Consider the following 14,395-nt stretch of genomic DNA (forward strand, 5'->3'; position numbering starts at 1 on the left):
GAACCCGTTAACGTTTGATGTTCGTGGTTTCCTGCAACATCTCATCAACCGTCTGGATCACCTTGGCACTGGACGAGTAGGCGCGCTGCGTGACGATCAGATTGGTGAGTTCCGCTGCGGTATCGGTGGCAGATTCCTCGAGGGCAAAGCTGACAACGTCACCAACCGGTCCATCACCCGCATCCCATAGGAAGAAGGCTCCACTATCCTGTGATATTTGATACGCTTGATTGTCCTGAGAGATCAGACCGTTCACGTTCGGCACGTCAACCAGCGGGACCTGGTAGATGACACGCGACACGCCGGAATCGTAAATTGCGTAGACAAAACCGTTTGGATCAACCTCCACCTCGGTCAGGGTGCCGACCTGAGATCCGTTCTTTCCGATCGTGACGGGGGCAAATGTATCGGACAACTGAGTGAACCCGTCCGGGTCACCATACATCCCAATGTCCAGTGCCAAGGGGCCACCACCGACGGTCAGGTCGATAACGCCAGTGGTATCATTGTAGGCCCCTCCAGAAAGCGTTGCGACGGCATCGAGCGTACCTCCACCAGTGCGCGTTGGATCGAAGTCCAGCTGATAGGTGCCGATGACAGCACCGGCCGAAGCACTATCGCGCACCTCCATCACCCAACGGTTGGACTCACCCGTCGCCGGCACAGTCGGAGTATAAGTGATGGACAACGTCTCGGACGTGCCGAGATTGCCAAAATACTCCACCGAAAGCTGTATCGGGTCACCGCTTGCACCCGCTTGGGTTTCATTCGCGGGAAGGTTCAGCGCCAGGTCAATGGCGGTCGTTGGGTCGGCATAGAATTCGTTGTAATTGATCGTCACCGGCTCAAGACCCTGAGACGAGTCTCGCGGATAGCTGGGAATGCTGCCATCCGTGTTGGCGGGCCACCCCATCAGCACGAGACCGGAGTTTGTCGTCAGAACCCCATCGGCGTTCGGCTCAAACGAGCCGGTGGTGACAAGCCGAAGTGGATAATTGTCTGTTGTCGTACCCAGTGTCGATTCAATGGTCACGGGCAGCATGCCACCGCCCGCCACCGCCAGATCAGTGGCGCTGCTGGTCGTGATTAGAGGGCCGCGTTCGTCAATTGCACGGGATGTATTGGCTGTCACACCCCCTGCGGAATAGGCGCCGCCGCTCCCGGAGAGCACGAGGGATTGGAACTGCGCCTCTGCCCGCTTGTACCCGTAGGTAGAGGAATTCGCGATGTTGTCGGAGATGGTTGCCAGCTTGGTAGCATTGGCATTCAGTCCCGCAACACCGGCGTAAAGCGAAGAGGAAATCGTCATAGTGCGCCTTTCTGATGCATCGATTCCTTGATTTGCACCAGAGTGGCGTACGCGCAGTTAAATTGATGCTAATACATCTTTTTCCAACAACCTCAACCACTTGACCTGAGGAGTACAATTCTTAGCCGGTTGTTCTGTGCCGCCGCTGCTGGGGCGCGGAACGGTTCGCGATCCGCTTGACCGCCAACTTCTCGAATTCGGTTTTCAGGGAACCCACGCCCAGTCATTGCCACACGAGCGACCTGAGCACGATCAATCGACAAGGCCCAACTCGTCTTCTGGCGCACGACGACCGGTTCGGTTGCGGTGTGCCCGGTGATCGTTACCCCGTTGGTTACATAGCCAAAGACCGTTGCAACCACACCGATCAACTGTTCGCCCAAGGGGGTCAGCGTACTGCTGTCAGGTTCGAAGACCGCCGCATCAGGGCTGTCATAAAGATCCACCAGCAACCCCTCGTCCGTTACCCGGGTCGTCACATGACGCCCAAGCTGTTCGGCGACATCGCTTTCGCCCCCAAATCCCAGCAGAACATCCGAAAGCGCCTTGAGCTTCTCGCTTTCTTCTTCTGCGGCATCGCTGGCCATACTCCGGCTTTGCAGACCTCCGGTGCCTGACCTGGCCAGAACTTCTTCGGAGAAGATGTTGGTTCCCCCAAACATGCCCTCGCCGCCGCCAGAGATGCGGTTCACCGGGATCGTCGGATTGAAATAATCCGCAATGCCCTTGCGTTGTTTTTCGGTCGTTGCGTTCAGCAGCCACATCAGCATGAAAAAAGCCATCATCGCTGTCACGAAGTCCGCGTAGGCGACCTTCCAGGCGCCACCGTGGTGACCACCGCCAGAGATGACTTTCTTTCGCTTGATGATGACTGGCGCGGGGATATCCCCTGCCATAGCATCACCTTTCCACCTTTACCCAAAGCCGTGGTAGCCCCCTGCCTCTTAAGAGCGGCTTAAATGGACGTCGCCAATGTGAAGATCGGGGGTGCGAAATGCTTAAGGTTTGATATATCTCGGGCAAAGCAACGAGCACACAGGCAAACCCGTGCCCTCACTTCGGTCCTTCCTCCGCAGTCTTGCAGCGGCCTTGTTCTTGAGCGCAATGGCTATGGGACCGGGATCGGCTGGCGAATTCTCCCTGACCCTTGCCGAAGATGACGAGGATCTTGCAGCGCAACTCGAATCGAGTTCCCTGTCCAAAGCCGCGCTGGAGCGGGATGACAGCACCGGAACGGACGTAGTTGCCGCCGCGAAAGCGGACTACCGAAGACTGCTGGAGGTTTTGTACGCAAATGGGCATTTCGACACCGATATCAGCATTGCGATCAACGGACAGGAAGCCACGAGCGTTTCACCATTCGAGGATTTTGCGGCGATTCCTTCGATTGACGTGTCCGTTTCCGCCGGGCCTCCATTCACGTTCGGCCAAACGGATATCACACCGGTCGCGCCGGGAACCGAGATTCCAGATGAGTTCGTTGTTGGCGGTCCAGCCCGCAGCAGCACGATCCGCAGTACCGTCGCAGCTGGACTCCGAGGCTGGCGCGACGCAGGCCACCCGCGCGCAGCCCTCGCTGGACAGGATTTGCGTGCTCGTCATCCGGACAGAGAACTCGACGTTGAATTGGAGCTTGAACCCGGTCCGAAGCTCCGTTTCGGCGATCTGATCGTCACCGGAACGCAGCGCATGGACCCGCGCCGCGTTCGCAAGATCGCGGCCCTGCCGACTGGCGAAGTGTTCTCGCCCAAGCAATTGCAAGATGCGCAGCGCCGATTGGTGGACACGGGCGTGTTCCGTTCCGCGGTCCTGCGCGAGAGCGAGGAAAACAATCCTGACGGCACCGTGGATGTCACGGTAGAGGTGCAAGAGGAGAAACTGCGCCGGATCGGCGGCGGGGCGGAATACGGCACGTCCGACGGCGTGTCGCTGTCAGCCTACTGGTTTCACCGCAACCTGCTTGGCGGTGGTGAGCGCCTCCGCTTCGATGCCGAACTCAGCCGCCAACTCGAAGGGAGCGAGGCGTTGGAGTACAGTCTGGGCGTCTTGTTCCGGCGGCCCGCCACACCGCGCGCGCGCACCGATCTGGTTCTGAGCGCTGTGGCGTCCCGCGAAGACAATGACGATTTCCGCGAGGACCAGATCACGGCGGAGATGTTGTTCGACCGGACCTTCACCGACGCATTGTCGGTTGCATCGGGCTTGCGATTCACTGCGACAGAAACAGACTTCAAACCGGGCATTCGAAACTTTGTCACGCTCGGGGTGCCGGTGCGTGTGACCTACGATGTGCGAGACTTCGAAACCAATGCGAAATCCGGATATTTCGTGGAAACGGAACTGTTTCCTTTCTACGGCACCGAAGATGCCGAAAGCGGCCTCCGCTTTGAACTCGATACCCGTTACTACCTGAGCTTTGGCGAGCGGCAGAACCTGACGTTTGCGGTTCGCGGCCAACTCGGGGCCGTTTTCGGGGCAGGTTCCGGGGAAGTTCCAGAGTCGTTTCTGTTCCTGTCCGGTGGCAGTGGCACGGTTCGCGGGCAGCCCTACGAATCCCTGGGGATCCAGACGCAGTTCGGCACCCTTGGTGGTACGGAGTTCGCTGCGGCCTCCCTTGAATTGCGGTACGAGTTGCAAAACGACCTTGGCGTAGTCGGGTTCTTCGATGTGGGCTATGTTGGGGATGAAGACCAAAGCGATAGTCATTCCGGCGCCGGGCTGGGCGTGCGTTACAATACCCCCATCGGACCGCTCAGGTTCGATATCGGTCTGCCCGTTGCCGGAGAAACCAACGACGGGGTGCAATTGTACTTCGGTATAGGGCAGGCGTTCTGATGCGCGTCACACTGGTTCTCGTCACGGCACTCTGGACCACCGCGGCTATCCCGCAGGAAGCCGCAGAGGAGGAAGGGTCCAGCGGTCTTGCAGGACTGTTGGAACGCAGCTTGTCGAGCGACAACATGCGGGTGCGTGTCGAGGGGCTCGAAGGCGCGCTGTCGTCCGAGGCGCAAATCGAACGGATCAGCTTCGCTGATACGGAAGGGATCTGGCTGACGATCGAGAATGCTGTTCTGGACTGGAACCGTGCCGCTTTGCTGCGGGGCCGGGTAAGCGTAAACCGACTGGAAGCGCGCCGCATCACGGTAGAGCGTACACCGGTTTCGAACGCGGAACCCGAGCTTCCAAGCCCGACGGCACGACAGGAGCCGTTTTCCCTTCCTGAACTTCCGGTCTCCATCTCGATCGGCACGATCGCTGTACCCGAAATCGTTCTGGGAGAGGGCCTTCTGGGGGAGCAGATCACCGCCACAATTCAAGGTGGGTTGGAATTTGCGGATGGAAGCGCCCTCGTGGACATCGACCTTCAGCGTACGGATATCGATGGCACGCGGGCAAAACTCATCGGCGGGTTCTCCAATGAAACATCGGTACTGGATGTCGATGTCGCCCTTGTCTCCAGACCGGATGGGCTGTTGGCGCGCAAACTCAATATCCCAGGTGCCCCGTCACTGGACCTGACCGTTTTGGGCTCCGGCCCGCTCTCCGACTTTGAAGCAGACATCGCGCTGCGGTCAGACAATTCACTGCGTCTGGGCGGAACGGTCGGTTTGGTCGAAACGGATGAAGGCCCCAAACGTTTGACGGCAGACATCGCTGGAGATGTCAGACCGCTCCTCGCGCCTGACCTCGGTGATTTTTTCGGACCCGAGACCGCCATCCGTTTGTCTGCTGTCGCAAACGAAGACGGCACGAGCGATCTGGAACGTTTGCATATTGTGACGGAGGCCTTCGATATCGCCGGCAAGGGCCGTTTGGGGGCCAACGGGTGGCCGGAGAACATCGCTCTGACTGGAATCATGGGACGCGCTGATGGTCGGGACGTCCGCCTGCCGGTCGCAGGGCCCGCTCTTACGCTCAACGGGGCCAAGCTGGGGCTCTATTACGACGCGGCACAAGGCTCGGTCTGGTCCATAGCCCTGGCGGCGACGGATGTGGTTCAAGAACAGATCGCCATTGGGACGGCAGATGTCCGTGGAGCCGGAACGGTGACCCTTCCGTCAGAGGAGAGTGCCGGTGCCCTCGATGGCCGCCTGCTGATCGGCGCAGACGGTGTCGATCTCGGTGACCCCGACTTGAACGAGGCTGCCGGGGCAGAGGTCCGACTGTCCACGCAATTTGCTTGGACGCAAGGGGGTGACTTCGATCTCAAAGACCTGGAATTGCTGGCTGGAGGCGCGAAGATCGGATTTGATGGCATGCTTGCGCTCGCGGAAGAAAACCTGCCAGTCACAGGCCAACTCAGCGCAGAAATGCCCAATCTCGGGCGATACGCAGCGCTAGTCGGTCAGGAGTTGTCCGGTGGGCTGGCATTCGAGGCCGATGCAAGTGCCACGCTATTGACCGGTGCGTTTGATGTGGCGTTGACAGGCTCGGGACGGGAGCTGCGTACGGGCATCGCCCCTGTCGACCAGCTTTTGCTGGGGTCTGCGGATATCAGCTTCGATGCCGGACGTTCCACCGACGGCTTGGCGCTGCGCGAAGCATCAGTTTCAACACCAGCAGTTGTTTTCGATGCCGAGGGGCGCGGGTCGGGCACCGATGCTTCTTTGCAAGCGGACTTGCGGCTCGACAACCTTGGTCGCCTTGTTCCGGAGTTTCCTGGCCCAGTCACCGTATCGGGCACGCTGGCGCAGGTATCAGATGGGCTATCTGTCGATCTTTCGGGGGAAGGGCCTGCGGGCACGACCCTGTCCAGCACCGGCACGATCGCGCGCGATTTCTCCAGCCTCGATCTGTCTATAGATGCCGCAGCGGCGCTGGCGTTGGCGAACCCGTTTCTGAACCCGATCACAGCATTGGGCGATGTTACGGCCGATCTGCAGGTCAGCGGCCCTCCGGAACTGTCCTCCGTCAGCGGGCAACTGCGCCTGTCCAACGCACGCATTGCGGAACCGACCGTGGGCATCGCATTGCTCGATTTGAATGGGCAGGTGGATCTGTCGGGCGCAGCGGCGCAAATAGCCCTTTCGGGGCAAGGCAACCGCGGCGGAACGCTCTCCGTGAATGGTGGCGTGGGGCTGAGCACCCCGACAACCAGTGATCTGTTGGTTGCGCTGGAGGCATTTGCCGTTGAGATTCCTGGCACTTTGACAACCTCGGTGGATGCGGAAATCGGGTTGAACGGTACATTGCCACAAGATGCCGTTCTCGCGGGTCTCATTGAGCTGGGCGAGACGGAAATTCGTATCCCCGACGGCGGCGCACCCGACGCAATCGTCGAGGACATCACACATGTCGGCGATCGTTCGGCTGCAAAGCGCACCCGCGAGCGAGCCGGTCTGGGGCCCGATCAGCCACCCCCACCCGCACCCAGCGGCGGGACTGGCGGCATCGGTCTGAACCTCAACATTCTGGCAGAAAACCGTGTGTTCATTCGGGGGTATGGCCTTGATGCGGAGTTGACCGGTGACGTCGAAGTCCTCGGCACCACAAATGACCCTCGCCCGGTCGGAGAGATTGAACTGGTGCGCGGCAGGCTGGCAGTTCTGGGCCAGCGTCTTGACCTTGATGAAGGGCGTATTCAACTGCTGGCTGACCTGATCCCGGATCTGTACTTCGCTGCGTCTTCGACGACCGACACGGCAACCGTGACAGTCGCAATTTCCGGTCCCGCAAATGAACCGGAATTCGAAGTCACGTCGAGCCCGCCGTTGCCCGAAGACGAAGCCCTGGCACAGTTGCTTTTCGGCCGGAGCCTGAACGACCTTAGTGGTTTTCAGGCCTTGCAACTGGCGAACTCGGTGATTGCGCTGCGCAATGGCACGGGCCTCGGCGTGATCAATCAACTTCGCGAGAACACCGGCCTCGATGATTTCGACCTCGACAGCGACGGCGAGGGCAACACGAACCTGCGGGTCGGCAAGTACCTGACCGAAGACATCTATACCAATGTCGATGTCAACAGCAGTGGCCAGACAGGCGTCAGCCTGAACATTGACCTGACCAACAGCCTGACGGCGCGTGGGACGGTCACCAATGACGGGGACGATTCCCTGGGGCTGTTTTTCGAACGCGACTACTGAACGGCTCTCATGTTCCGCGCAGCGGGCGTCCTCTGGGATCAACAAGCATCGCGATCACCCAGCCCGCGACAAACCCGCCAAGATGGGTTTGCCACGCCAGTTGACCGCCCATTGCCCACCACAACACAATGTTGAGAAACACCAGAAACAGAACCGTTTGCAGCACCGGCAACAAGCCCTGGTCCAGCAAGTAGCGGTCGAGGTAGTTCCATGAAACCAGCGCGCCAGCCAAACCAAACAAGGCGCCGGATGCGCCGACCATCGGATGCATGGTCTCGGTCAACAACCAGAACCCGGTCGCGCCGCCCAACATCGACACGAAGTAAATCAAGGCAAAGCGAGCCTGCCCGACCCGGGCAATCACGGCGCGTCCCAGCGACCAGAGCGTGACCATGTTGAGTGCAAGGTGCAACAAACCGCCATGCAGGAATGCATGGGTGACAAACATCAACTGCGGCTGGACCGTATAGTTGGGGCGCCAGTTGCCGAGCAGTCCAGGCCAGAAACCGAAGTATTCGTAGGCAGTCGCTCTGAGTCGAGGGGCCGTGATCCACCCCAGATCACCGAGCTGAAGCAGGGCTTCAACGGCAACACACACCACGATCAGGACCCAGACGGTCGCGAGCGTTCTCTGACCAGACGCTGCCGGCTTGGTCAGCTCGTGGTTATGTGTTTGCGGTGCGCTCATGGGTGTCGGCACTTAATCCACCTGGACCGTTACAGGAAGCGATAAGCATCATCGGTAGCAGAATTACACGTACAGTGCACCGCTTGTTTCAAAGGTTCGGTATTGATTGGCAGGCCTGAACTGTTGTCGGACCCGCCAAACCCTACTGAGGTTGCGTTGCAGGAGCCGCTTGCAGCTCAGCGAGCTTCTCCCGTGCAGTTACGAATTGCTCCCGCGGGTCGTTCGCGCCTGCGATTTCCAGCGCCCTTTGAAACTGGGCGATAGCGTCTTCCTGCCGTTCCGAGGCAAGGTAAGCCATCCCGAGATGGTACTGGACGATCGGATCGTCAGTCAGGTTCGCAGCAGCAGGCTCAAGGTATTCGAGCGCTTCGCTGTACTCACCGTTCAGATACGCAATCCACCCATACGTGTCCTGAAAGGCCGGATTCTCGGTGCCACGCAGACGACGTGCGATCCGATAAGCTCGATCGACATTGTCCGCGTCGTCGCCACGATACGTGGCAAGAAGGCTCGCGAGGTTGTTCGCGGCCACGACCGAGGAGTTGGCCTGCGCATAGATACGTTCGTAGATCTCGATAGCGCCGTCGATGTCCAGTTCTCGTTCCAGGCGAGAGGCTTTTGCCCAAAGCAGATTGGACGAGTCGGGAAGAGCTTCAAGACCTTCATCGACCAGCGCCTTGACGGCCTCCGGATCTTGCTGACGGCTGACAATCCGGATCAGCTCCAGCCAGAGCCGCTCATTCGTCGGATACTCTTCAAGGAGCATGCGATACCGTTGCTCCGCAGCTGGCAGGTCCCCTTCGACCGCCTTGAGAGCCGCATCAAAGAAGACAAGATCGTCCACGTCCGGGTTTTCGAGCATTGCGGTATCCAATGCTTCACGCGCGCGATCTGTATCACCCGCTTGCAGATAGCTCTGGATCAAGACAGCCAATGCCCGCGTGTCGCCGGAACTGTCCTGGAACTGACCTTCGAGAAATGCGATCGCCTCGTCAGACCGATCCTGCCGGTTCAGCAAAGCAAGGCGAATGCGATCCGCAGCAGAAACAGCGGGCTCCGTGCCGATCCGTCGCAAGTTTCGTTCCACTTGCTCTGCACGGCTCCAATCTTCGGTACGGATGTAGACCTCTGCCAGTGCGACAAGGGTCGACAGAGTGTCAGGACGGGCCCGAAGGCTGGAAACAAGCGTTGTCTCGGCGGTATTGAACTCTTCTTCATCAATCAGGGCGCGCGCATATCGAACACTCTCTTCCGGCGCAAAACCGGATGTCTCAGCGGCGAGACTCAACAGATCACGTGCCAGAGCACGGTCGCCGTTTCGCGCGTGTGCCTGCGCCATCAGGGTCATAAGCTGAAAATCGTCCGGCGCACTATCAAGCGCGCGGCGGAGAAGGCTGATCGCCTCGTTGCTGCGATCGTCTGTGATCATCCAGGTGGCCTGCAACTTGATCGCATCAACCTGGACACCGTCCTCGGCGAGCACTTCTTCCACGAGCTTGCGTGCGCCGACTTCGTTTTCCGTGGCCAACAGCATACGCGCGAGGGCGACCTTGAACCTGCGGGTATCCGCATTCGGCTCCGCAGTTTCAAGCAACGTTTCGAGTTGAGAAATCGCTTCGTCCCGGTCGCCATTGTCAAACTTCAGCGATGCCGCCAAAGCCGTGAGCATCGGCTCGCCTGGGCGCACCTGCAGCGCCGTATTGAGTTCAGCGATTGCCGCTTCCACGCCTTTATTGTTGCGAATGAAACGGACAAAGCTGGCATAATCGCCAAGGTCTTCATCCTCTGGCGACACAACGCTCCGGAAGAACTCTTCCGCCGCTTCCGCCTGACCGCTCGCCATATAATAGCGCAGGATCATCTGTTGGTATTCCGCCTCGTCGGGAAACCGCTCGTTCAATTCGACGAGATACTGTTCCAACCCTTCGACGTCGCCCAGTTGCTCAAGCAGGCCAAGGCGCAAGAGATACAGCTCTTGATTATCCGGCTGAACGGGTATCGCGCGGTTCGTCACCTCCAGCGCGTCCGAAAAGTTTCCGTCCGAGGCGTAGCTTTCCACAAGCAGAGCCGCAAGGGATGGCTCCTCCGGCATACGTTCGAACAATTCTTCCGCGCGACGCGCTGCTTCGCGTCTGGCCGAGGCATCCTCACTCTGGATCGCGGCCCGGTATGCCAGTGCAACCTCCACGACCTCCACGCGGGGATCGTCCGGGGCCAACTCGATCGCCCGCGCGCCATGACGTTCTACTTCCTCCCACTGGCGACGGTCCAGAGCGAGATCAGCCAGGATGACACGGCCTTCTACCTCGTCCGGATACCGCTCTACCAAGCGCAGGTAATGCCCATAGGCTTCTTGCAACCGCCCGAGCTTCAACATCTGCGACGCATAGAGCGTCCGCGCTTCGCGATGTGCCTCGTCGAGTTGGAAGACGTTCCGAAGTTCTACGAGCGCACGATCGACATCGCCGCTTTCAATCAATTCAATACTATTCTGATAGTGCTTCTCGGCACGCTCTTCCGCTGTATCGCACGCCGCAACCAGAGCGATAACGGATGCCGCAACGAGCAACCGAGCTTTCTTCGCCAAAAACATCAAATTCCTCCACCGCGAAAGGTCTTGCTACTTCCGCATAGTGTAATTGCCGATGGGGACACAATAAAGGCGACACAGCGGTGTGGTCGCCTTTATTTGAACCGGTTCAGATCAATACCCGGTACACCGTGCAACAACGAAGACCGTTTGGGCGAGGATGTTGAGGTCTTTGGACAGGCTGATATCGCGGCTGTACAGCTCATCAAAATCGGCGCGGTCGCGGAAGCTGCACAGGTTCCGGTCAGAAATCTGCCACGTTCCGGTGATCCCCGGGCGCATCGTGTAGTAAGCGACGCCAGGATAGATCTCGCGCTGGCTCTCCATCATCGGACGAGGCCCGACGAGAGACATCTCTCCCTTGAAGACATTCCAGAGCTGAGGGAGCTCGTCGAGGGATGATTTACGCAGGATGCGCCCGAACAGTGTAATGCGCGGGTCTTTCTTGAGCTTCTGGTGAGCGTCCCACTCGGCGCGGGCCTCGGCGTTTGCCGCAAGATAGGCTTCGAGCTTGGCGTCCGCGTCGATCACCATCGACCGGAGCTTGAGCAAGCGGAAAGACTTCCCATCCTTGCCGACGCGCCGTTGCCAGTAGAACGGATTGTGTCCGTCCAGAGCAACCAGAAGCGCCAGAACAACAACCAGCGGCAGAACGAAGATGGCGCTGAGCGACACGACGGCAATATCCATCGCGCGTTTGCCGTGACGTACATAGAAGGAAGACTTGCGCTTTGACGCGGATTGAAAAGCACTGACATGCACGCTTTTCGAAAGGTCGTTGGCACGTATTGTCATTGGTTAAACTCTACTCTCACCCATTGAATGCGGGGTACAACTTGAACAACAGATAAATGTTACTGCTTTGTATGGAGATACCTTACCCACGTTTGCTGCTTGTGCAAAGGTCGTTGGGTCTCCCAAGTCACATACCAGCCGGTCCCACCATTGATTTCATTGAGTTTTCTTAGAACACCTAGGCAATCTGCGCAAATGTGCTCAACCAATGAGCGAAGATTGTTCGATAATTTGATCCAAAGTTTGTTCGGTTTGTGTCTTTGGAGCGACTGTTCGGACCCTCAAAGACGAATCAAGGGATTCGCAGAGACGCGGCTCGGTCTTCTGTTTTTGTTCACAGATTTACCTATATCTGATCAAGGTGGTGTGCGAACTGTTCCCTCAGTGCCTAAAAAGCACAGTCACGACGTCGTTTGTGCACCTTGAGAAGACCGGAGCCCATGGTTCACTGTTTAATGGTGCGGATTCATGGCAAAACCGAACTCGCGTCTTCCGCTTCGGTAAGGGGCGCGGCCCGCAGAGGTAACGCGCATATTTGCGTGTCACGGTGAGTATTGATGAACGACTTATACGCCGAGTTTTTTGGTCTCCACGAGCGTCCTTTCAAGCTCGTCCCCGACCCGGAATTCATGTTCTGGAGCCGTATACACAAGCGTGCATTCGCAGTGCTCGAATACGGTGTGGTCAGCACGGCGCCTATAACAGTCGTCACTGGCGAGGTCGGAGTTGGCAAGACGACGCTGGTTCAGCACCTGCTCAGCTGCGTGGACTCGACTGTGACCGTCGGGCTTATCTCGAACGCACAGGGTGGACGCGGGGACCTGATCCGCTGGGTCCTGAATGCCCTTGGTATCGATACGGCCGGTACGGACGACTATGTTTCTCGGTTTCAGAAACTTCAGGATTTCCTGATCGCAGAGTATAGTGAGGGACGGCGCGTTATCCTCATCATCGACGAGGCCCAGAACCTGTCAAAGGAAACTCTGGAAGAGCTGCGTATGCTGACCAACATCAACTCCAACAAAGACGAGTTGATCCAGTTGATCCTGATCGGACAACCCCAGTTGCGGGCGAAGATCCTTGATCCCGAGTTGCAGCAGTTCGCGCAACGTATTTCTGCGTTCTACCACATCCCTGCCCTGGACCGCGAGATGATGGGAGAGTACGTCGCACACCGCATGAAGCACGCAGGCGGCAACGGCGAAGAGTTCATGGAGGAAGCACTGGACCGCATCTATCAAGCGTCCGAGGGCGTTCCTCGTTTGGTGAACAAATTGTGCGATTTTGCGCTATTATATACTGCGACCGAAGGCGAAAGGCTGGTAACTCCGAAAGCTGTGGACGAGGTCCTTGCCGACGGGATTTACATCGGTAACGCAATCGAGTTCGACGAGGCCGCGCAGTGACCGCCGATATCAAATTCTATCTTTCGATCCTGCGCAGGCGGCTGCCGATCATCATCGCGATCCTTCTGCCAGCGATGGTGTCGTCCTACTATATCGCCCAACAGCTGCCGACGACCTACCAGGCCAGCGCACGGCTCTTGCTGGAATCCGCATCCATTCCGGATGAGCTCACCGCACTCGGTTCTGGAGATCGCAGCCGGGAACGTATGGAGATCGTGCAGCAACGCCTTCTAACCCGCGCCAATCTGCTGGATATAGCGGAAGATTTTCGGGTTTTTGATCCAGACGCTCAGATGTCTCCTGACGCCATTGTGGCCGCAATGAACAGGGCCACGACGATCCGGATCTCATCCGGCAGGAACCGGGCCACAGTAATGAACATCCGTTTCGAGGGCCGCCGCGCACAGATGGTGGCGGATGTTGTCAACGAATACGTGACACGGATCCTGAGGGAGGACGCCGATTTACGCCAGGGCCAGGCGCGTCAGACAGAAGAGTTCTTTCAACAGGAGGTCGATCGGCTTTCGGACGAATTGGACCTGAAAAGCGCGGCAATCAGCGCCTTTCGGTCGGAAAACTCCGATGCTCTTCCCGAGACGTTTCAGTTCAGGTTGAACCGGCTTGGCACCTTGCAGGAACGTTCCGCGAACCTGACGCAAGAGGTGCTCCTTCTGACCGAACAGAGGCGTCAGTTTGCCGAAACCCTGGCGGCGTTCGCCGGTGATTCCACCTCCGAACAGCTTACCGTGGAACAGAAGAAACTCGCGCAACTTCGCGAAGAACTCGCCCAGGCCATGGAACTTGGCGGTGAGACCGCCCCGCGCGTGCGGATACTCCGGTCTCGTATCCTGCAAGTGGAACAGGTGATCGCATCCCTGGGTGGGAATGCAGTCGGATTGACGTCCCCGGCGGAACGGCTCGCGGATCAGATCGCGCAGATCGACACCCAGCTTGCGTTCCTGCAGAACGAGCTGCGCACGATCGAAGAGGACTTGGCAGAGATCGAAGCGACGAATGCACGGACCCCGGCGATTTCCATCGCGCTTGAAGATCTCGAACGCGATTTCCTGAATACGCAACAGCAGTACAACACGGTGGTTGGCAGATTGGCGGTGGCTGAAACCACGGAGCGGATCGAACTTCTGTCCCGAGGCGAACGGATTTCAATCCTCGATCCCGCAACCGTCCCGAACCAGCCGTTCAAACCGGATAGGCGTCAGGTGATGATCGCCGGCAGCGGCGCGGGCCTGTTGCTGGCTATCGGCCTCGTTTTGGCGTTTGAGTTTTTCAACCCGGTGGTGAAACGCCCCAGCACAATCACCAAAACACTCGGGATCACACCGATCGCAACCTTGCCCTACATCCGGTCGAACCGGGAAATGTGGACTGACCGGATCATGCGCATCGCTGTGCTATGCTTTGTCTTTATCGGTGTTCCGGCTGCATTCTGGTTGCTCCATACCTTCTACCTTCCGCTCGACCTGATCGCGGAAAAGGTTCTCGACAGGTTGGGTGTCTAGATGC

The 14,395-nt window shown here is 58.4% G+C and carries 9 protein-coding genes; 4 read left to right on the forward strand and 5 right to left on the reverse strand.

The features are described 5' to 3' along the window. Positions 1-7 precede the first annotated feature (7 nt). Both ACP15N_RS10725 and ACP15N_RS10730 read right to left on the reverse strand, forming a co-directional pair. Entirely contained in the window at positions 8-1,309 is a 1,302-nt protein-coding gene (locus tag ACP15N_RS10725) for a flagellar hook protein FlgE (RefSeq protein WP_425092266.1), read from the reverse strand. Positions 1,310-1,401: 92 nt separating this feature from the next. After that, positions 1,402-2,205 (reverse strand): flagellar motor protein MotB, encoded by an 804-nt coding sequence (locus tag ACP15N_RS10730; RefSeq protein ID WP_425092267.1) that lies wholly within the window; start codon positions 2,203-2,205, stop codon positions 1,402-1,404. A gap of 208 nt (positions 2,206-2,413) precedes the next feature. Here ACP15N_RS10730 and ACP15N_RS10735 point away from each other — a divergent pair, with 208 nt between their 5' ends. After that, entirely contained in the window at positions 2,414-4,144 is a 1,731-nt protein-coding gene (locus ACP15N_RS10735) for an autotransporter assembly complex protein TamA (protein ID WP_425092268.1), read from the forward strand. Continuing rightward, positions 4,144-7,392: a translocation/assembly module TamB domain-containing protein gene (locus ACP15N_RS10740; RefSeq protein ID WP_425092269.1), complete on the forward strand. Its 3,249-nt coding sequence runs from the start codon at positions 4,144-4,146 to the stop codon at positions 7,390-7,392. Before ACP15N_RS10735 ends, ACP15N_RS10740 begins: the two co-directional genes overlap by 1 nt. Positions 7,393-7,399: 7 nt before the next feature. Here the strand turns inward: ACP15N_RS10740 and ACP15N_RS10745 are convergent, their stop codons facing one another. The 3 genes from ACP15N_RS10745 to ACP15N_RS10755 form a co-directional block, all read right to left on the reverse strand. Further along, the gene (locus ACP15N_RS10745) at positions 7,400-8,080 is read right to left on the reverse strand and encodes a rhomboid family intramembrane serine protease (RefSeq protein WP_425092270.1); all 681 of its coding nucleotides are present in this window, start codon (positions 8,078-8,080) and stop codon (positions 7,400-7,402) included. Positions 8,081-8,222: 142 nt separating this feature from the next. Next, positions 8,223-10,673 (reverse strand): tetratricopeptide repeat protein, encoded by a 2,451-nt coding sequence (locus ACP15N_RS10750; RefSeq protein WP_425092271.1) that lies wholly within the window; start codon positions 10,671-10,673, stop codon positions 8,223-8,225. A 111-nt stretch (positions 10,674-10,784) separates the two neighbouring features. Continuing rightward, positions 10,785-11,465 carry a sugar transferase gene (locus tag ACP15N_RS10755; RefSeq protein ID WP_425092272.1) on the reverse strand — a complete coding sequence of 227 codons (681 nt, stop codon included), beginning with the start codon at positions 11,463-11,465 and terminating at the stop codon, positions 10,785-10,787. Positions 11,466-12,022: 557 nt separating this feature from the next. Here ACP15N_RS10755 and ACP15N_RS10760 point away from each other — a divergent pair. Together ACP15N_RS10760 and ACP15N_RS10765 are read left to right on the forward strand one after the other, a co-directional pair. Continuing rightward, a complete protein-coding gene (locus ACP15N_RS10760) occupies positions 12,023-12,871 on the forward strand; it encodes an ExeA family protein (protein WP_425092273.1) in 849 nt (282 codons plus the stop codon). Then, on the forward strand, positions 12,868-14,391 hold the full coding sequence (locus ACP15N_RS10765; RefSeq protein ID WP_425092274.1) for a GumC family protein: 1,524 nt from the start codon (positions 12,868-12,870) through the stop codon (positions 14,389-14,391). Before ACP15N_RS10760 ends, ACP15N_RS10765 begins: the two co-directional genes overlap by 4 nt. Positions 14,392-14,395: the final 4 nt, after the last annotated feature.

The sequence above is a fragment of the Tropicimonas sp. S265A genome (assembly GCF_049800835.1).
Taxonomy (GTDB): domain Bacteria; phylum Pseudomonadota; class Alphaproteobacteria; order Rhodobacterales; family Rhodobacteraceae; genus Dinoroseobacter.

Coding starts and splice junctions, on each gene's coding strand:
- ACP15N_RS10725 (WP_425092266.1), bottom strand. CDS start 1,309: ATGACGATTTCCTCTTCGCTTTACGCCGGTGTTGCGGGACTGAATGCC.
- ACP15N_RS10730 (WP_425092267.1), bottom strand. CDS start 2,205: ATGGCAGGGGATATCCCCGCGCCAGTCATCATCAAGCGAAAGAAAGTC.
- ACP15N_RS10735 (WP_425092268.1), top strand. CDS start 2,414: ATGGCTATGGGACCGGGATCGGCTGGCGAATTCTCCCTGACCCTTGCC.
- ACP15N_RS10740 (WP_425092269.1), top strand. CDS start 4,144: ATGCGCGTCACACTGGTTCTCGTCACGGCACTCTGGACCACCGCGGCT.
- ACP15N_RS10745 (WP_425092270.1), bottom strand. CDS start 8,080: ATGAGCGCACCGCAAACACATAACCACGAGCTGACCAAGCCGGCAGCG.
- ACP15N_RS10750 (WP_425092271.1), bottom strand. CDS start 10,673: ATGTTTTTGGCGAAGAAAGCTCGGTTGCTCGTTGCGGCATCCGTTATC.
- ACP15N_RS10755 (WP_425092272.1), bottom strand. CDS start 11,465: ATGACAATACGTGCCAACGACCTTTCGAAAAGCGTGCATGTCAGTGCT.
- ACP15N_RS10760 (WP_425092273.1), top strand. CDS start 12,023: ATGAACGACTTATACGCCGAGTTTTTTGGTCTCCACGAGCGTCCTTTC.